Raw genomic sequence first — 19,459 nt, forward strand, 5'->3', positions numbered from 1 at the left:
TTTTTTAAATTCAATTCATAAACGTTATAATATACATTAGTTTTACTTTTTATAAATTACAATAAGCACTAATAAACCTAAAATGAAATACGATTACCTGATTGTAGGAGCTGGACTATTTGGTGCCGTGTTTGCCCATGAGGCCAAAAAGAAGGGGAAAAAGTGTTTGGTAATTGATAAGCGTTCACATCTTGGGGGCAATGTTTTTTGCGAGGAGGTGGAAGGTATAAATGTTCATAAGTACGGGGCGCACATTTTTCATACCAATGACAGGGCAATTTGGGATTATGTAAATAGTTTTGTAGAGTTTAATAGGTATACCAATTCGCCCGTAGCCAATTATAAAGGCGAGCTTTACAATTTGCCCTTCAATATGAACACTTTCTATCAGTTGTGGAAGGTAAAGACGCCAGAGGAAGCCAAGGCGGTAATTGCAGAACAAGTAAGGGAAGTAGGGGTTAAAAATCCAAAGAATTTGGAAGAACAGGCTCTTTCGCTGGTCGGTAAGGATATCTATGAAAAATTGATCAAAGGCTATACGGAGAAACAGTGGGGAAGGAAGGCCACCGAACTGCCGGCTTTTATCATAAAAAGGTTGCCGTTGCGATATACGTTCGACAATAATTATTTCAATGATAAATACCAAGGAATTCCCATTGGGGGTTACAATAAGTTGATCGATGGTTTGTTGGATGGAATAGAAACACGTTTAGAGGTCGATTTTTTTAAAGATAAAACCGAATTGATAGAAACGGCTGATCAGCTAGTGTTCACTGGTAAGATCGATGAGTATTATGACTACCGGTATGGTAAACTGGAATATAGGAGTCTGGACTTTAAGCATGAAATCCTGGATTTGGAAAATTACCAGGGCAATGCCGTTGTAAATTATACAGCTTCAGACATTCCATATACCCGTATCCTAGAGCATAAGCATTTTGAATTTGGTACACAGAAAAAGACAGTTATAACCAAAGAATACCCTACGGAATGGTCCGGTAATAAAGAGCCTTATTATCCCATAAATGATTTAAGGAACAATGAAATTTACTCCAAGTATAAGACCTTGTCCGAAAAGGACAATATTATTTTTGGAGGAAGGCTGGCCGAGTATAAGTACTATGATATGCACCAAGTAATAGCCTCGGCATTGGCCAAGTGCAAAAAAATCTTTAACTGAGATAAAGCTATTTATTTACCCAATAGGTAGCCCTTCAGCTCACTATATTGGGAGATTTTGATCGACTTTTTCTTTTTCCCCATTACTTTTACAATACTTTCCGGTAAATCGATGTTTTCACGAATAGTGTCCTCCACTACATCTAAAAACTTGACAGGGTGAGCAGTTTCTAAGAAAATGCCATAGGTATCCGGATGGGTTTCCTGGTACTTCTTTAAGCCCAAATAACCAACGGCACCGTGGGGATCGGCCACATAGGTAAAGTCGTTGTATAATTTTAACATGGCTTCTTTTGTCTCATTATCTGTAAAGGAATAAGAGGATATATTCTTGGAAAGCTCATCAAAATTGTCTTTGTACAAATGTCTTATCCTGATAAAATTACTGGGATCACCAACATCCATAGCGTTGGAAATAGTGGCGATGGAAGCTTTTGGGTCATATTCTCCTGTATCCATATAACGAGGAACAACGTCATTGACGTTCGTTGAGGCAATAAAATGTTTGCAGGGCATTCCCAGTCTTTGAGCCATAATACCAGCACAGATATTTCCGAAATTGCCACTAGGGACAGAAAATATAATATCCTTGCCCTTGGACTTCATCTCTTTATATGCGAACAGGAAATAAAACATTTGTGGGAGCCATCTGGCCACATTGATACTATTCGCAGAGGTCAATTGCATGTTTTGGATCAACTCTTCGTCCAGGAAAGCTGTTTTTACCATGTTTTGGCAGTCGTCAAATGTACCTTCAACTTCCAGGGCAGTAATGTTCTTGCCCAAAGTGGTCAACTGTTTCTCCTGAATATCGCTCACCTTTCCGCTAGGATATAGAATAACAACCTTAACTCCATCCACCCCGAGAAAGCCATTGGCTACTGCGCCTCCGGTATCTCCGGAAGTAGCAACCAATACGGTGACATCCTTGGTGTTTTCAGATGAAAAATAGCCAAGACATCTGGCCATAAATCTTGCCCCGACATCCTTAAAGGCCAGGGTAGGGCCGTGAAAAAGTTCCAATGCGGCCACGTCGTCCTCAATTTCCACAAGTGGGAATTCAAAATCCAAAACATCGGCAATTATTTCTTTGAGAGCGTCTTCTGGAATATCCTTGCCCACAAATTGTTGTATGGCCAAGAAGGCAATTTCGTGATCGGAGTAATCTTCTATCTTGTTGAAAAAATCCTTTGGCAGGGCCTTGATTATTTCCGGAAAATATAACCCGCGATCAGGGGCAATTCCTTTTATAACTGCATCTTTAAAAGATACGTTGGGTGCTTGGTGGTTTAGGCTATAAAAGTTCATATTTATTGATGTTAGAATGAGTTGTAAATTTTGAGTTCCGCTAAAATGCATTGAAGGACATAATACATTAGCCTTCCAATATTTTAATCCCTTGGGTATTTATTTTCGAAACATGTACGTCATAGTCGACACCTATTTTTTCGTATACATTTCTCATAGCTTCGCCCACTTTAAGTGCATTTTCCTTGCCCTTACTTAGGGCAAAGATAGATGGGCCTGAACCTGAAATTCCACAGCCTAGGGCACCTGCTCCAATAGCATCTTCCTTTACCTTGTCGAATCCGGGTATAAGAATGGATCTAATGGGTTCTATGATATGGTCTACCAGTGATCTGCCTATTAGGTCGTAATCATTGGTAAATAGCCCGGCAATAAGCCCACCTACATTTCCCCATTGCTTAATGCCGTCTTCTAGGGAAATGGAGGTTTTGAGGATTCGTCTGGAGTCAGAAGTCCTTACTTCTATTTGTGGGTGTATTACCGTTGCGTATAACTCTGGAGGGGTCGGAATCTTTACAATGTCCAAAGGTTGGTAACTGCGTACCAAAGTAAAGCCTCCGTACAGGGCAGGAGCAACATTGTCCGCATGGGCAACCCCGCTGGCCAATCGTTCTCCTTCCATAGCAAATTTCACCAACTCTAGACTGCTAAAGGGACTGCCCAATAATTGGTTCATGGCCCATACTGCTCCTGTAGAACTGGCGGCACTACTTCCTATACCACTGCCCGCTTTTATTTTCTTGTAAATCTCGATCTCAAATCCACCTACATGGTCACTTTCCGCCAACAAGGCCAAACCGGCAACCCCGGCAACATTTTGTAGGGTCTCGGTGGGCAGGTCCTGTCCAGTAAGTTTGGTGATCTTTATTCCTTTTTCGTTGATTTTCCTTACCACCATCTCATCGCCTACAGAATCCAAAGCAAGACCAAGTACATCAAAGCCACAGGAAACATTGGCTATGGTAGCTGGACAGAAAATTCTAATTTCGTTAGTTTTCATTTTTATCAAATAAATTTCAGGCTTAGGCGCATTTTTAGAAATTGCCGATGCGTATAATATCTGCGAAGATACCAGAGGCAGTGACATCAGCACCGGCTCCGGCCCCTTTTATTATCATGGGTTGGTTGGGATAACGTTCTGTATAGAACAATACAATATTATCACTTCCTTCCAAATTATAGAAATCATGTCCCTTAGGTATCCGTTGTAGGCCCACACTGGCTTTTCCATTTTCGAATTGTGCCACATATTTCAATTTGCTGTCTTCCTCAACCGCCTTTTTGTACATCTCCTGAAACGAATCTTCATACTTGGTCAGCGATTTGAAGAAATCTTCATTGTTGGTTGTTTCCAAACTTTCCAGAGGTAGAAAAGAATTATTTTGGATGTCCTCTATGTTCAATACGTTACCACTTTCCCTGGCAAGGATCAATATTTTCCGCATTACATCCACCCCGCTCAAATCTATTTTGGGGTCGGGCTCTGTATATCCTTCCACTTGAGCTTGTTTTACTACATCGTGGAAAGTGGTACTGTCATTAAAATTGTTGAATACAAAATTTAGACTACCTGAAAGTACAGCTTGAATTTTTAATATTTTGTCGCCCGAAGCTACTAGGTGCTTTAAAGTGTCTATAATGGGTAGGCCTGCACCAACATTTGTTTCAAAAAGAAAGGGAGCGTTGTACTGTCTGGCCAGATCTTTTAACTCCTGATAATTGTCATAGGCAGATGAACAGGCTATTTTATTGCAGGTAACAACGGAAATACTATTCCTTAAATATGAATTGTAAGTTTCCGAAACCTTCTGACTGGCGGTATTGTCTACAAAGATGCTATTTCGGTAATTCAGTTTTTTTACCTTTTGGAAGAATAGGTCTAGATTGGTCTTTTCTCCCTTGTTTAGCAATTCTTCCCAGTTCTTAAGGGCAATGCCGTCTTCATCGAATATCATAGTTCTGGAATTGGACATCCCAATAACCCTGATATTAAGTTTTAGTTTCTCCTTTAAATACTTTTTTTGTGATTGTATTTGGTTCAAGAACTTGGCCCCAACATTACCGACTCCCATGACGAACAGATTCAGCTGTTTTATATTTTCCTCAAAAAATTCCTCATGTAAGGTATTGAGTGCCTTTTTTACATCCTCTTTGAGGATTACGGCAGATATGTTACGTTCAGAAGCTCCTTGGGCTATAGCACGGATATTAACGTTGTTCTTACCTAGGGTGCTGAACATTTTTCCGCTAAGACCTTGATGACTTTTCATGTTGTCTCCGACCAGGGCAATGATGGCCAAATCTTTCTCTGCAACTACCGGTTTTATTTTTCCGAGTGAAATTTCTATGTCAAATGCATCATTGATAACTTGAACCGCATGGTCCGCATCCTGATTGTCTATTCCTATACAGATAGAATGTTCGGACGATGCCTGGGTAATCATAACAACACTGATGCCAGCAGTTGAAAGTACTTCGAAAAAGCGCTTGGAAATCCCTGTAATTCCTACCATTCCTGGACCTTCAAGGGACACTAGGGCAATATTTTCCACATGGCTTATTCCCCGTACAGTTTTTCCTTGTCCATTTTTATTCTTGGTAATCAAAGTGCCAGGAGAATTTGGATCAAAGGTGTTTTTGATAACTATGGAAATTCCTTTGGTCAATACCGGTTGTATCGTAGGCGGATAAAGAACCTTCGCACCAAAATGGGATAGTTCCATTGCTTCCTCATAAGAAATATGAGGAATGGCCATGGCCTGCTTTACTATTTTAGGGTTGGCAGTATACATGCCGCTTACGTCTGTCCATATTTCCAGAACTTCCGCATTTATGGCGTTTGCAACAATGGCAGCAGTATAGTCCGATCCTCCACGGCCCAAGGTAGTGGAATCTCCATTTACGGCAGAAGCAATAAAGCCTCCCATAATAATTACGGATTTATTACAGTTGTTGACGTAGTCGGTAATATTTTTGTTCGTCAGATCAAAGTTAACGGCTGCTTTTCCAAAATTGGAGTTTGTTTTTATAAGCTGTCTGCTATCGGCATGAACGGTATCTATTCCTTCAACAATAAAATATTCGCTTATTATATAGGAAGACAGCAACTCTCCATAACTAACAATTTTGTCCGATAGTTTCGGTGTAATTTCCCCAATTAAATATGCCCCTTCCAAAAGTGTTTCCAAGGTGTTAAGCTCACTCTTTACTTTACTTAGCACCTTACTTTGGGAATGAATAGGGATTAGTTCCTTAATGGTAATAAGGTGTCTGTCCTCTATTTCCTTTAGGATGTTTTTGTAGGTTTGATCCTGTGCGGAAGCTAGAGCTGCCGTCTTTAAAAGAAGATCTGTAATTCCGCCAAGAGCGGAAACTACTACAATGCTTTTGTTGGACCCAAGGTCTGCAATTATATTTTTTACTAAACTTATATTATTGGCGTTGGCCACTGAAGTACCACCGAATTTTAGAACTTTCATGGTTCAAAGGTATTAAATAAGAAAAATTGAATTTTGATAAAATTGTGTAACAGACGTATATGTAGTAGCTTACCCCAATGGGGTAGTGGTGCTGATAACGGTAATGGCAATGCAACCATTTATAAATGGTGTATTAAGAAGATTATTGTCCGTATTGTTAAAAGTCATCATAAGAATAAAGAACCAAATGTAGTATTTTTGATTACCCAATCAAATGTTTTGACGGATTTTTACTAAATCATCAATTTTTACTAAATAATCTTATTGAATGAAGATTTTTAATGCCAAACAGATATACGAAGCTGACAAATTCACAATAGATAAGCAGCAGATTACTAGTGAACAGCTTATGGAGCGGGCCGCAATTCGGATTTTTAATTGGATGCATTCTAGAATGCAGGGTGCCCAGGCCAAAATTCATTTGTTCTGTGGTATAGGCAACAATGGCGGGGATGGGCTGGTACTTGCCAGACATTTGCAGGATCATGATTATAATATCGAGGTATTTGTTGTTAACTATAGCGAACACAGGTCCAAGGATTTTTTAATAAATCTGGATCGTTTAAAAGAGAAAGGTGTCTGGCCCAATTTTTTAAATGAAGAATCGGAATTGCCCGATATTGGAAAAGATGATATTATTGTGGATGCAATTTTTGGGATAGGCTTGAACAGGGTTCCTGATGAATGGGTGATTGGGCTTATGCAGCACCTTAACAACTCAAAAGCCTTTGTTCTGTCAATAGATATGCCTTCCGGACTTTTTATGGAAGCTGGTCTGCCCAATACAGAGGGGGTAATAAAAGCCAATTACGTGCTTACTTTTCAAGTGCCAAAACTTGTTTTTTTTCTTCCTGAAACGGGTAAATATGTGGATCATTGGGAGGTTCTGGATATTGGCTTGGACCAAGAGTTCTTGTTTAAGTTAAAATCACATTATGAGTTGATAGGGAAGAACGAAGTCCGGTCCATGTACATTCCCCGGGAGAAGTATTCGCATAAGGGCAGCTACGGCCATTCCTTAATAGTTGGTGGAAGTTATGGGAAGATCGGGGCCGTTGTTTTGGCTGCAAAAGGAAGTATGTTGGCAGGAAGCGGATTGGTTACGGCCTATGTCCCAAAGTGTGGGTATTTGCCATTGCAGACGGCATTGCCGGAAGCCATGGTACTCACGGATAATGAAGAAGTGGAAATTTCCAAAATAGATTTTGATATGCTGCCCAGCGTGATCGGTATTGGTGTTGGAATGGGAACAACCGCAACTACAGTTAAGGCTTTTTCTGATTTTCTCAAGGGGAATAAACTGCCATTGGTCATAGACGCCGACGGATTGAACATACTTTCCAAAAATCAGGACTTGTTCAAAGTAGTGCCTCCGCAAACCGTATTAACTCCGCACCCAAAGGAGTTGGAGCGTATAATTGGGAAATGGGCGGATGATTTTGACAAGTTGAAAAAAGCAAAGGAGTTCTCTGAAAAATACGATTGCATTTTAGTTATAAAAGGGGCAAATACCATTACTGTTTATAGGGATATGGGCTATGTTAACACCACGGGAAATCCAGGCATGGCCACTGGGGGGAGCGGGGATGTGTTAACAGGGATAATCACGGGCTTGATCGCTCAGGGTTATTCTGCATTAAATGCTGCTATTTTTGGGGTATACATCCATGGGAAAGCCGCAGATATTGCGGTAGAGAAATGTGGCTTTCAGGCCTTGATAGCCAGTGGGATATTGGATAATATTGGCAAGGCGTATTTGGATCTTTTTCAAGTTTCTGAACCTGATGCTGCCACTGGTGAAAGTGAGCAATAGAAGGTATGTTTTTGCCAAATATGACAATACCATACCTTTATTATGCTATTCTGCGTTGGATATTCTTACACGTCTTTTTACCCACATTAGGGCATTGTCCTGATCAATGAAGAATTTCATAGGTTTCTTGTAAAATAGTCTCTCGATATTAAAATTGTGCATGTCTATTTCTTTAATTGAAACTACTGCAAAAGCCTTAATATTCTCTATTTCCCTAATTTGATTGTATACCATTGGATCTATGGCATACGAGTTCTTTCTTAAACTTATGTAACCGAAGTTTTTATTTCTGAAATGAATTTCCATAATACCAATTATTTGAAATACTCTTTCTTTGGTTATGGTGCTTCCTTCATCAAAAATAGAAACCATGTAATCGTCAAATACCTGTACTTTTCCAATGTCCAGTTGATATTCTCGTACGATAATAGTCTTCTTGGGTCGTCCGACTTTCATTCTCCGTATTTTATATAGTGTGTCTGCAGCGAATGTAGAATTAAGTACAACTATTATAAAAATTATTAGATTAAAGACACTTTAATCGTTTATGTGGAGAGGAAATGGGCTTACTGTGTTTTATTTCTTACAAACCTGGGGGAATAAATAAAAAAAGGAGTAGCGTTTTGCTACTCCTTTTTTGTGTTAATTATAGATATCCAATTTAGGTTTTGGACGACTTTTCTGCTTTTTTGATCTTAATGGTGAGCTCTTCCTTGGCCTCGTCAAGATCCATATGAATAGTATCGCCTTCCTCCAATTTGGAATTTACGATTTCTTCCGCCAGAGCATCCTCAATATATTTTTGAATTGCTCTTTTAAGTGGCCTGGCACCGTATTGTTTGTCAAAGCCTTTTTCGGCAATATAATCCTTGGCCTTATCTGTTAGCTGCAAATCATATCCAATATCCTTGATCCTGAGGTATAGTTTCTTCAGCTCAATATCGATTATCCTGTGGATATCTTCACGTTCCAGAGCGTTAAATACAACAACGTCGTCTATTCTGTTTAAGAATTCCGGAGCAAAGGCCTTCTTTAGGGCGTTTTCGATAACACTTTTTTGATGGGTGTCTGCCTGTGCCTTTTTTGCGGAAGTTCCAAAACCAACTCCTTGGCCAAAATCCTTTAACTGTCTTGCTCCAATGTTGGAGGTCATTATGATGATCGTATTTCTGAAATCGATCTTTCTACCAAGACTATCCGTTAAATAACCATCATCCAGCACTTGTAGAAGCATATTGAATACATCTGGATGTGCCTTTTCAATTTCGTCCAACAGAATAACGGAATAGGGCTTACGGCGTACCTTTTCGGTCAACTGTCCGCCTTCTTCGTATCCGACATATCCTGGAGGTGCACCAACAAGTCTTGATATGGCAAATTTCTCCATATATTCACTCATATCCACTCTGATCAAGGCGTCCTCTGAATCGAATAACTCCTTGGCCAGTATTTTGGCAAGTTGTGTTTTACCTACCCCTGTCTGCCCTAAAAAGATGAAGGAACCAATAGGTTTGTTCGGATCTTTTAGACCGGCCCGGTTACGTTGGATTGCTTTGGCAACTTTGGCAACTGCTTCGTCCTGACCAATTACATTGCTCTTGATCAGTTTTGGCAATTCGGCCAGTTTGTTGCTTTCTGTTTGTGCAATCCTGTTTACGGGAATACCGCTCATCATGGAGACCACGTCCGCAACATTGTCTTCAGTAACTGTTTCTTTGTGGAGCTTACTGTCTTCCTCCCATCGTTCTTGGGCAATGGCCAAATCTTTCTCTATTCGTTTTTCATCGTCCCTTAGTTTGGCGGCTTCCTCGTATTTCTGTTTTTTAACGACCGTATTTTTTAGTTCACGAACGTCTTCCAACTGTTTTTCCAGTTCCAAAATTTGTTTTGGAACATCCATATTAACGATATGAACTCGAGAACCTGCCTCGTCCAGGGCATCAATGGCCTTGTCCGGTAAATATCTGTCCGTCATATACCTGTTGGTAAGTTTTACACAGGCAATTATGGCCTCATCGGTGTATATAACGTTATGGTGATCCTCGTATTTGCCTTTGATATTTTTTAAGATCTCAATGGTCTCGGTTACAGTGGTAGGCTCTACGATTACCTTTTGAAACCGTCTTTCCAGAGCGCCATCTTTTTCTATATATTGTCTGTACTCGTCCAAAGTAGTGGCTCCTATACATTGAATTTCACCTCTGGCCAGTGCTGGCTTAAACATATTGGAAGCATCCAAACTGCCTGTGGCGCCACCGGCCCCAACTATAGTGTGGATCTCATCTATGAACAGGATAACATCGTCGTTTTTTTCCAGTTCGTTCATAACCGCCTTCATTCGCTCTTCAAACTGGCCACGGTATTTGGTACCGGCTACCAAAGAAGCCAAATCCAGAGTCACTACCCTTTTATTGTAAAGGATTCTGGAAACTTTCTTGTTGATTATCCTCAGGGCTAGGCCTTCGGCAATGGCACTTTTACCAACACCGGGCTCTCCTATCAGCAGAGGATTGTTCTTTTTTCTTCTGCTAAGAATTTGGGAAACCCTTTCAATTTCCTTTTCACGGCCCACTACGGGATCCAATTTGTTTTCTTCTGCCATTTTGGTCAGGTCGCGACCAAAATTGTCCAATACGGGGGTTTTCGATTTTTTGCTTCCCTTTTGCCCGGTACCGGAAGTGCCAAAAGTGCCTTCCTTTTCCTCACTGGGCTCATCGGAATCACTGGGAAAAGATTCCGAGGTAGGAGAGTCTATATAATCATCATCACTTGTTATCATTGATTTAAACTGGTCTTTTACTCCGTCATAGTCCACTTTTAATTTATGTAATAATTTTGTCGTAGGGTCGTTTTCATTACGTAAAATACATAGTAATAAATGGGCCGTATTGATAGAGGAGCTTTGAAATAATTTAGCTTCCAAAAATGTTGTTTTCAGTGCACGCTCCGCCTGTCTGGTCAGATGCAGGTTCTTTTTGTCCTTTTGTGCAGCGCCAGCATTTGGATTGGCGGGACTTAATATCTCCACTTTTCTTCTCAAGTGATCCAAGTCTACGTCCAATGCGTCTAAAATGCTTATTGCTTTTCCATTACCGTCCCGCAGTAATCCCAGCATTAAATGCTCGGTTCCAATGAAGTCGTGGCCTAGTCTTAAGGCCTCTTCCTTACTGTAAGCAATAACATCTTTTACTCTAGGGGAAAAATTGTCGTCCATAAAATATCCTTTCAACTTTAAAAATAGTAAATCTATATCAATCTATGGCAAATACTATACCTAATATTCGTTAAAGGTGGTCGATTTGACGAAATAAGCCATTATTTGCAAAAAAATTAACAATCAAATAGATATGCCAACCTCATATTTGAAGTGTTAATAAATTCTTCACAAAAGTATGTCCTAAGTACTTGTATAGTATCGATTTTACGTATATTGTCCTGCTTTTTTAACTAAAAATAAATAGAAGATTTTAAATGGCAGAAGGAGAAAAATTAATTCCGATTAACATTGAAGATGAAATGAAATCTGCCTACATTGATTACTCAATGTCGGTCATTGTGTCACGTGCCCTGCCAGATGTTAGGGATGGTTTAAAGCCAGTGCATAGAAGGGTTTTGTTCGGAATGCATGAGTTAGGTGTTAGATCTAATAGTGCCCATAAAAAATCCGCGCGTATTGTCGGGGAAGTATTAGGTAAGTATCATCCACACGGGGATACTTCTGTTTATGATTCCATGGTGCGTATGGCTCAGGAGTGGAGTTTAAGGTATATGTTGGTCGATGGCCAGGGAAACTTTGGTTCCGTTGATGGTGACAGTCCTGCAGCTATGCGTTATACGGAGGCCCGTATGCGTAAAATTGCGGATGATATGTTGGCCGATATAGATAAGGATACGGTGGATCATCAATTGAATTTTGATGATTCCTTGCAAGAGCCAACGGTACTCCCTACCAGAATACCTAATTTATTGATCAATGGTGCCTCGGGTATTGCAGTAGGTATGGCGACCAATATGCCACCCCACAACCTTTCCGAAGTAGTTGACGGTACCGTAGCCTATATTGACAATAACGATATTGAGATCGATGAGCTTATTACCCATATCAAAGCGCCGGATTTTCCAACAGGTGGTATAATTTATGGCTATGATGGGGTTAAGGAGGCCTTTCATACAGGACGTGGTCGTGTGGTAATGAGGGCGAAAGCCAATTTTGAGGAAGTTCAGGGACGGGAGAGTATTGTAGTGACTGAAATTCCATATCAGATCAACAAGGCGGACATGATCAAGAAGACTGCCGATCTTGTCAATGAAAAAAAGATAGAAGGTATTTCTACCATTAGGGACGAATCGGATAGGAACGGTATGCGTATCGTATATATCCTTAAAAGGGATGCTATTCCAAATATCGTTCTAAATACGTTGTACAAATATACTTCGTTACAGTCCTCTTTTAGTGTTAATAACATTGCACTGGTAAAGGGAAGACCGCAATTGTTGAATGTTAAGGAGATGATCCACTATTTTGTGGAGCACCGCCATGAGGTAGTAGTAAGGCGTACAGAGTTTGAGCTTAAGAAGGCGGAAGACAGGGCGCACATCTTAGAAGGACTTATTATAGCCTCGGATAATATAGACGAGGTAATTGCTATCATAAGAGCTTCTTCCAATGCTGATGAGGCCAGGGAAAAGCTTATGGAGCGCTTTAAGCTTAGTGAAATCCAGGCAAAGGCCATTGTTGAAATGCGTTTACGCCAATTGACAGGTCTGGAGCAGGATAAATTAAGGTCGGAATACGAGGAGATAATATTGACCATTGCCGATTTAAAGGATATTCTTGCCAAGAAAGAGCGTAGGATGCAGATCATTAAGGATGAGCTCTTGGAGGTTAAGGACAAGTATGGAGATAACCGTCGTTCCGAAATAAATTTTGCCGGTGGTGACTTAAGTATGGAGGATATGATTCCTGATGAGCAAGTGGTAATTACCATTTCCCACGCCGGTTATATTAAAAGAACACCCCTTTCAGAATATAAGACCCAAAACAGGGGTGGTGTTGGTCAAAAAGCATCTTCCACCAGAAATGAAGATTTCTTGGAACACCTTTTCGTGGGTACTAACCACCAATATATGTTGTTCTTTACCCAAAAGGGTAAATGTTTCTGGATGCGGGTCTATGAAATTCCGGAGGGAACCAAAACTTCCAAAGGCCGTGCTATCCAAAACTTGATCAATATTGAGAACGATGATATGGTGAAAGCCTTCATATGTACACAGGATTTGAAGGATGAGGAATATGTAAACAGTCATTATGTTATTATGGCCACGAAAAAGGGTATCGTTAAAAAGACCTCTTTGGAGCAATACTCAAGGCCAAGACAGAATGGTATCAATGCAATAAGCGTCCGTGAGGACGATGAACTTTTGGAAGCTAAACTCACTACAGGTGCCAGTCAGATATTCCTGGGATTAAAGTCCGGTAAGGCCATTAGGTTCGAGGAGGTAAAGACGAGACCTATGGGTAGAAATGCCTCCGGTGTTCGTGGAATTACCTTGGCACATGATAACGATGAGGTAATAGGAATGGTGGCCGTACATAATTTTGAAGAGGAAATATTGGTAGTGTCGGAGAATGGGTACGGAAAACGTTCCAGTATTGAAGACTATAGAATCACCAACAGAGGAGGTAAAGGGGTGAAGACCATTTCCATTACCGACAAAACAGGTGGATTGGTAGCTATTAAAAATGTTTCGGACTCAGATGATTTAATGATTATCAATAAATCGGGCATCGCGATTAGGATGAGTGTTGAGGATTTAAGGGTAATGGGTAGGGCAACACAGGGTGTTCGACTCATTAATATTAAAGGCAACGATTCCATTGCGGCTGTGGCTAAAGTGATGAAGGACGAAGATGAAATAGATGACATTGCAGACCTAGAGGTAGATGCCAAAGAAGAAGATGGCACGGCTCTTGATAATGATAATGCGGAAACCAAAGAATAACATTTAAACACGAATAAACACTAATAAGTAAATTTAATTTGAAATGAAAACAAATATTTTAATACTCTCGACTATGTTTTTTTCGGTAGTCGGAATTGCTCAAAAGGATGAGATCAAAACGGCTGATAAAGCGTTAAAGTCGGGCGATGCCATGGCTGCGAAAACAGCATTGGATGGTGCATCTTCACTAATTGCCAGTGCAGATGAAAAAATGCAGGCCCAATATTACTTTTTGAGGGGAACTGCTTATGCCGAACTGGCCAAAAAAGGCACCGCCGGTGCTTTTGATGAAGCTATTTCTTCCTTTAAAAAAGTAAGTGAAGTAGAGGAGAAGAGTGGTAAGGCCAAGTACGGATCGGATGCCAAGGAAAAACTTTCTGGCATGACTGCCGACCTTATTAATTCTGCTGTAGAAGATAACAACAATAAAAACTACGAGGAAGCGGCCGGTAAACTCTATATGGGTTACCAATTAAGCCCACAGGATACTGTTTATCTTTATTATGCGGCCAGTAGTGCTGTAAATGGAGGGCATTATGAGAAGGCGCTAAAATATTACAACGAGTTAAAAGATTTGGGTTATGATGGAGGCGGAATGGTCTACAAGGCTACCAACGTGTCTACTGGTGAAGTAGAAGAGATGGAGAAAACCCAAAGAGAGCTAATGGTTAAATCTGGTGCCTATAAGGATCCAGTGGACGAGAAGACTCCTTCAAAAACTACGGAAATTGTTAAGAATATTGCCTTGATTTATACACAATTGGGTCAAGATGACAATGCCTTGGAGGCCTATAAGGATGCTAGGGCAAAAGACCCAAAAGATGTGAACTTGATCCTGAACGAGGCCAACCTTTACTATAAGATGGGCGATAAGGAGAAATTTAAGGCTTTAATGGCAGAAGCTTCTGAAGTTGCTCCTGATAACCCGGATTTGTTCTACAATGTTGGTGTCATCAATATGGAACAAGGGTTAATTGAAGACGCAAGGAAAGCTTATAAAAGGGCAATCGAAATTAATCCAGGATATGTGAATGCGCAATTGAACCTGTCTACCACGTATGTCAATGAAGGAAATGGCCTGATAGATGAAATGAATTCACTTGGAAATTCCAAAAAAGATATCGCTAGATATGATGAGTTAAAGGAGAAAAAGGATAGCTTGTTCCGTGATGGGGCTATAATCTTGGAGGATGCACTAAAATTGAACCCGGACAATCAAAGTATACTTTCACAATTAAAGAATATTTATGGTGCTTTGGGAGATAATGAAAACTTCTTACGCCTTAAAAAGCTTACCGGAGAGTAATAAATAACACTTTTCAAGAATATTTTAAAGGGCTATCGCAAAACGATGGCCCTTTTTTATATGATTTTTTTGATTACCCTTAGTTTATGGGTATAGGTATTTGTTTCGGTATTGAAAATTCCCGTATGGTCAATTCGGTCTATTCTGACCTTACCAAAGGAATGGATAACATAGTTGTTCTCCATGATAATTCCTACGTGGTCTATAGTGCCTTCGTTATTGTCGAAAAAGGCCAGATCTCCCGGTTCACTTTCTTCAATAAAACTTAAAGCCTCCCCTTGGGTAGATTGCTGTTGGGCTCCCCTGAGTAAACGATAGCCGTTTGTTTTATAGGTCATTTGGGTAAATCCCGGACCATCAATGCCAAAAGTGGTTTTTCCTCCCCATAGATAAGGTGCGTTTAAATAGAGGAGAGCTTTGTTTACGAGTTGGTCTTTATCTTGTTTTCCGATTGTGAACGAGCCATCGAATTTGTGATTTAGAGGACAATTTTGTGGTATACAAGATCCTAGCACAATAGGAAGCAGTACATTGTTCTCTGTTTCTATAAATGAAATAAGTTCGGAAGATACTTTTGTTGATTCCAGACTTTCCAATTCTTTAAATAGGTCTTCGTCTATAAGGGTGAATTGCTGATTGCTGACCCAGCCTTCAAAATTATCGAAAGCGTTGCGGATCTTGCTCCATTTTTTTCTTTGATCCAATACCTTAAAATGTTCCCCGTACAAAAGCTGGGAAACCATTTCGCTGGTGTCGTCTGCAACGGAACGTATTGGGACAATACTAAGGTGGCAAATACCGTATTGCATGGGCTTGCTTTACAAGAACTTATTAATTTCTTTCTATAATTATTGCAGAAGCGCCACCGCCACCATTACAAATGGCCGCTGCTCCTATTTTAGCTTTGTTTTGATCCAGTACGTTGAGTAATGTAATAATGATCCTTGCCCCTGAACAACCTAGGGGGTGACCCAAAGAAACGGCTCCTCCATTCACATTTACATTTTTATCGGTAAGGCCAAGTATTTTCATATTGGCCAGGCCAACTACCGAAAAGGCTTCATTAAATTCAAAATAATCAACTTCTTCCATGCCGATGCCGGCTTTGGACAAGGCTTTTGGAAGGGCTTTTGCCGGCGCTGTTGTGAACCACTTTGGTTCTTGGGCCGCATCGGCATAGCTTTTTATAGTAGCCAAAGGCTTTAATCCCAGCTCTTTCGCTTTTTCACTGCTCATTAGTACCAAGGCCGCTGCACCATCGTTGATGGTGGAGGCGTTCGCAGCCGTTACCGTGCCGTCCTTGGAAAACGCAGGGCGTAATCCGGGAATCTTATCCAGTTTAACATTTTTAAATTCTTCGTCTTCAGTTACCAAAATTGGTTCGCCCCTTCTTTGCGGAACTTCAACGGGTACTACTTCATTGGTAAATTTTCCACCTGCCCAGGCATCCGCAGATCTTTGGTAGGATTGAATTGCAAAATTATCTTGGTCTTCCCTGCTAAATTTATATTCAATAGCGCAGGCGTCCGCACATGTTCCCATGGCTTGCTGGTCATAGGCATCCACAAGTCCATCTTTTTGCATGCCATCGATCAATGTGCTGGGCCCAAATTTATGTCCACTTCTTAAGTGGATGTAATGGGGTATTAGGCTCATGTTTTCCATACCCCCCGCAACAACAATACTGTTGTCTCCCAATGCTATGGACTGGGCGGCCATCATCACCGATTTCATTCCCGAGGCACATACTTTGTTGATTGTAGTACAGGGTACTGTATTGGGTATGCCGGCATAGATGGCGGCTTGTCTAGCTGGTGCCTGACCGGCTCCTGCCTGCACAACGTTTCCCATTAGAACTTCCTCTACTTGGGAAGGATCCAATTTTATTTTGCTTAATGCGCCTTTAATGGCGATAGCGCCAAGTTCTGGTGCCGTAATGGTGGACAATGCTCCCATAAAGCTTCCTATTGGTGTTCTAACAGCGGAAACGATCACAACATCTTTCATCAAGTTCATTTTTATTATCTGCGAATTTAAGAAATTAATGCGCAATGAGGTGTGCAACGCTAGAATATTCCAAGTTATTTCTGAATCTGCAACTGCTTTTGGGGATTGGTAATAGATGAAATAAAGCCTACGCCTGTTGGTTAAATTTTATAAGTAGGTTTCAAAAGTGGTGTTATTTGGGTAAAGTATCATTTTAAGTTTATATTTTTCTATTTTTGACTATATATACTTACCGTATGCGCACTTTTTTGGACAGCCTTTATAAAAATCACTCCCTGGTTTATAAGTATTTTTTATATTTCTCGGCTGTTTTCTTTATTGTATTCTTTTTTCCACGTGGCGGAAAGTTTAAATACGAATACCAAAAGGGCAAGCCATGGCAATACAATAATTTTTATGCTCCATTTGATTTTTCCATAAATAAGGGCGAGGAAGAAATTATAAAGGAAAAGGAGAAAATAGAAAGCAATCATATAGACTACTATTATTATGACTCCGGTATTGTGGCCGAAGTAGACAGCACAATTGGCAGGGAGCTGGGTAAGGCTTTTAATTCCTCCAGTTTTAACCAGAATGAACTTGAAAGGATCAAAGATGTTGCCAATGACGTTTTGGCGGATCTATATGCGAATGGTATTCTGTCCAAAATAGAGCGGAGGAGCACTAGCAATAGTCTTTACTTGGTTAAGAATAATGAAGCCACTAAACTAAATTTTGATGATGTATATAGTCTATCTGAGGTAGAGGGCGTTGTTAGGAAAAAACTTGCCCAAGGCAATTTATCGGCTTATGAGCCTTCTTTTCAGGAAGTGTTCTTCAATTTTATAAAACCCAATGTTAGTTTTGACGCTGATCTGTCCAATAAGGAGTTGGAGTCCGAATATTCGAAGATTTCCTATACTTTGGGAAATGTGGACGAGGGCAAGCTTATTATTGCCAAAGGGGAAGTTGTGGAGCAGGAGGACGTTAGGGTGTTGGATTCGTTGAAAAGTGAATTTGAGTCGGAATTATGGGAAGAAAATAACCAATATTTTATACTGTTCGGCTATACCGTATTGGTGGCAATGGTATTAATGATGTTCTTCCTTTTTCTTAAAAAATATCGTCTGGAAATCTTTAAAGACAATACAAAGGTCACCTTTATAATAGTTAATATTCTTATCATGGTATTTTTGACCACTATGGTGGTCAAATATGATGTAGAGTATGTTTTTGTGGTTCCATTGTGCATTTTGCCCTTGGTCCTCAAGACATTTTTTGATGCAAGGATGGGCCTCTTTGTTCATGTTCTTACCGTATTAATTTTGGGTTTTGTAGTGCCCAACAGTTTTGAGTATATATTTCTCCAAACTTTGGCCGGTATTGTTACCATCTTGTCTGTATCCGAACTTTATAAAAGGGCTAATTTATTTATATCGGTAGGTCAAATAACACTGATTTATATTATTGGTTATTTTGCTTTTCATATGATCCATGAGGGTAATCTGGAAGATATACACTGGATGGCTTTTGGGTATTTTTTCTTGAATGGAATGATTACACTGTTCGTTCAGCCATTAATTTATATTCATGAGAAAATATTTGGTTTGGTGTCCGATGTTTCCTTATTGGAGTTGTCCGATACCAATTCCAAATTATTGAAGGAGTTGTCCAATAAAGCTCCTGGAACCTTTCATCATTCCCTTCAGGTAGCCAATTTGGCTGAAGCTGCGGCCAATGAAATTGGGGCCAATGCCATGCTGGTGAGGGTAGGGGCGTTGTACCATGATATTGGTAAAATGAACAACCCTACCTATTTTACGGAAAACCAGGTTACAAATGTTAACCCTCACGATGACTTGGAGCCTAGGGATGCTGCGGCCATAATTATTAACCATGTCATTGAAGGCATAGAAATAGCAAGGAAGAATAAAGTTCCAGATCGTGTAATAGATTTTATACGGACCCATCATGGAACTTCACTGGTCTTTTATTTTTACAAAAAGCAGGAGGCTATGGAAGGAGAGGTAAATGAAGAGGATTTTAGATATCCCGGACCGATTCCTTTTTCAAAGGAAACCGCCATTTTAATGATGGCAGATTCTGTGGAAGCTGCTTCCAAGAGTCTAAAGAACCCCACTTTTTTGATAATCGATGAATTTGTTGAAAGAATTATTGAAGGTCAAATCAAGGCTGACCAGTTTTTAAATGCCAATATAACTTTCAAGGAAATAGAAGCGATAAAGAAGATTTTGAAACAGAAATTGGTCAATATTTACCATTTAAGGGTAGAATATCCGGAGTAGTGGGTTTCTAGAATTGTTTGAAGCTTAATGAGATAAGTTAAATAAATGGCTGATTCGAAAGAACAAGTAAAAAAAAATC

13 protein-coding genes are annotated in these 19,459 nt (G+C 40.1%); 5 read left to right on the top strand and 8 right to left on the bottom strand.

Features of this window, described 5'->3' with window-relative positions:
* Window positions 1-82 precede the first annotated feature (82 nt).
* The gene (gene glf / locus U735_RS0106165) at window positions 83-1,180 is read left to right on the top strand and encodes a UDP-galactopyranose mutase (RefSeq protein WP_031442994.1); all 1,098 of its coding nucleotides are present in this window, start codon (window positions 83-85) and stop codon (window positions 1,178-1,180) included.
* Between the two features lie 11 nt (window positions 1,181-1,191).
* On the opposite strand, the gene thrC is transcribed toward glf, so the two are convergent.
* From thrC to U735_RS25505, 4 genes are all read right to left on the bottom strand, one after another.
* Entirely contained in the window at window positions 1,192-2,487 is a 1,296-nt protein-coding gene (gene thrC, locus U735_RS0106170) for a threonine synthase (protein ID WP_031442995.1), read from the bottom strand.
* 67 nt (window positions 2,488-2,554) lie between these two features.
* Window positions 2,555-3,487 (bottom strand): homoserine kinase, encoded by a 933-nt coding sequence (locus U735_RS0106175; protein ID WP_031442996.1) that lies wholly within the window; start codon window positions 3,485-3,487, stop codon window positions 2,555-2,557.
* A gap of 34 nt (window positions 3,488-3,521) precedes the next feature.
* Window positions 3,522-5,966 carry a bifunctional aspartate kinase/homoserine dehydrogenase I gene (gene thrA, locus U735_RS0106180; protein WP_031442997.1) on the bottom strand — a complete coding sequence of 815 codons (2,445 nt, stop codon included), beginning with the start codon at window positions 5,964-5,966 and terminating at the stop codon, window positions 3,522-3,524.
* A 69-nt stretch (window positions 5,967-6,035) separates the two neighbouring features.
* A complete protein-coding gene (locus U735_RS25505) occupies window positions 6,036-6,176 on the bottom strand; it encodes a hypothetical protein (protein WP_157365008.1) in 141 nt (46 codons plus the stop codon).
* A 58-nt stretch (window positions 6,177-6,234) separates the two neighbouring features.
* On the opposite strand from U735_RS25505, the gene U735_RS0106190 reads away from it, so the two are divergent.
* A complete protein-coding gene (locus U735_RS0106190) occupies window positions 6,235-7,779 on the top strand; it encodes a bifunctional ADP-dependent NAD(P)H-hydrate dehydratase/NAD(P)H-hydrate epimerase (protein ID WP_031442998.1) in 1,545 nt (514 codons plus the stop codon).
* 45 nt (window positions 7,780-7,824) lie between these two features.
* Here the strand turns inward: U735_RS0106190 and U735_RS0106195 are convergent, their stop codons facing one another.
* Together U735_RS0106195 and U735_RS0106200 are read right to left on the bottom strand one after the other, a co-directional pair.
* Window positions 7,825-8,235, bottom strand: coding sequence for a hypothetical protein (locus U735_RS0106195; RefSeq protein WP_031442999.1), 411 nt, complete (start codon window positions 8,233-8,235; stop codon window positions 7,825-7,827).
* A 205-nt stretch (window positions 8,236-8,440) separates the two neighbouring features.
* Window positions 8,441-10,993: an ATP-dependent Clp protease ATP-binding subunit gene (locus U735_RS0106200; RefSeq protein WP_031443000.1), complete on the bottom strand. Its 2,553-nt coding sequence runs from the start codon at window positions 10,991-10,993 to the stop codon at window positions 8,441-8,443.
* Between the two features lie 257 nt (window positions 10,994-11,250).
* On the opposite strand from U735_RS0106200, the gene gyrA reads away from it, so the two are divergent.
* On the top strand, window positions 11,251-13,782 hold the full coding sequence (gyrA, locus tag U735_RS0106205) for a DNA gyrase subunit A (RefSeq protein WP_031443001.1): 2,532 nt from the start codon (window positions 11,251-11,253) through the stop codon (window positions 13,780-13,782).
* A 43-nt stretch (window positions 13,783-13,825) separates the two neighbouring features.
* Window positions 13,826-15,088: a tetratricopeptide repeat protein gene (locus U735_RS0106210; protein WP_031443002.1), complete on the top strand. Its 1,263-nt coding sequence runs from the start codon at window positions 13,826-13,828 to the stop codon at window positions 15,086-15,088.
* 56 nt (window positions 15,089-15,144) lie between these two features.
* On the opposite strand, the gene U735_RS0106215 is transcribed toward U735_RS0106210, so the two are convergent.
* Window positions 15,145-15,897: a C40 family peptidase gene (locus U735_RS0106215; RefSeq protein WP_031443003.1), complete on the bottom strand. Its 753-nt coding sequence runs from the start codon at window positions 15,895-15,897 to the stop codon at window positions 15,145-15,147.
* A gap of 22 nt (window positions 15,898-15,919) precedes the next feature.
* A complete protein-coding gene (locus tag U735_RS0106220; RefSeq protein ID WP_031443004.1) occupies window positions 15,920-17,095 on the bottom strand; it encodes an acetyl-CoA C-acyltransferase in 1,176 nt (391 codons plus the stop codon).
* A 236-nt stretch (window positions 17,096-17,331) separates the two neighbouring features.
* Between U735_RS0106220 and U735_RS0106225 the strand changes: the two genes are divergently transcribed.
* Window positions 17,332-19,380: an HD family phosphohydrolase gene (locus U735_RS0106225; RefSeq protein WP_031443005.1), complete on the top strand. Its 2,049-nt coding sequence runs from the start codon at window positions 17,332-17,334 to the stop codon at window positions 19,378-19,380.
* Window positions 19,381-19,459 lie beyond the last annotated feature (79 nt).

The sequence above is a fragment of the Arenibacter algicola genome, assembly GCF_000733925.1.
Classification (GTDB): domain Bacteria; phylum Bacteroidota; class Bacteroidia; order Flavobacteriales; family Flavobacteriaceae; genus Arenibacter; species Arenibacter algicola.

Bases quoted from the DNA above. Each gene is read 5' to 3' on its own strand.
- U735_RS0106200 (WP_031443000.1), bottom strand. From the start codon at position 10,993: ATGGACGACAATTTTTCCCCTAGAGTAAAAGATGTTATTGCTTACAGT.
- U735_RS0106215 (WP_031443003.1), bottom strand. From the start codon at position 15,897: ATGCAATACGGTATTTGCCACCTTAGTATTGTCCCAATACGTTCCGTT.
- thrC (WP_031442995.1), bottom strand. From the start codon at position 2,487: ATGAACTTTTATAGCCTAAACCACCAAGCACCCAACGTATCTTTTAAA.
- U735_RS0106175 (WP_031442996.1), bottom strand. From the start codon at position 3,487: ATGAAAACTAACGAAATTAGAATTTTCTGTCCAGCTACCATAGCCAAT.
- gyrA (WP_031443001.1), top strand. From the start codon at position 11,251: ATGGCAGAAGGAGAAAAATTAATTCCGATTAACATTGAAGATGAAATG.
- U735_RS0106190 (WP_031442998.1), top strand. From the start codon at position 6,235: ATGAAGATTTTTAATGCCAAACAGATATACGAAGCTGACAAATTCACA.
- U735_RS0106210 (WP_031443002.1), top strand. From the start codon at position 13,826: ATGAAAACAAATATTTTAATACTCTCGACTATGTTTTTTTCGGTAGTC.
- U735_RS0106195 (WP_031442999.1), bottom strand. From the start codon at position 8,235: ATGAAAGTCGGACGACCCAAGAAGACTATTATCGTACGAGAATATCAA.
- glf (WP_031442994.1), top strand. From the start codon at position 83: ATGAAATACGATTACCTGATTGTAGGAGCTGGACTATTTGGTGCCGTG.
- U735_RS0106225 (WP_031443005.1), top strand. From the start codon at position 17,332: ATGCGCACTTTTTTGGACAGCCTTTATAAAAATCACTCCCTGGTTTAT.
- thrA (WP_031442997.1), bottom strand. From the start codon at position 5,966: ATGAAAGTTCTAAAATTCGGTGGTACTTCAGTGGCCAACGCCAATAAT.
- U735_RS0106220 (WP_031443004.1), bottom strand. From the start codon at position 17,095: ATGAAAGATGTTGTGATCGTTTCCGCTGTTAGAACACCAATAGGAAGC.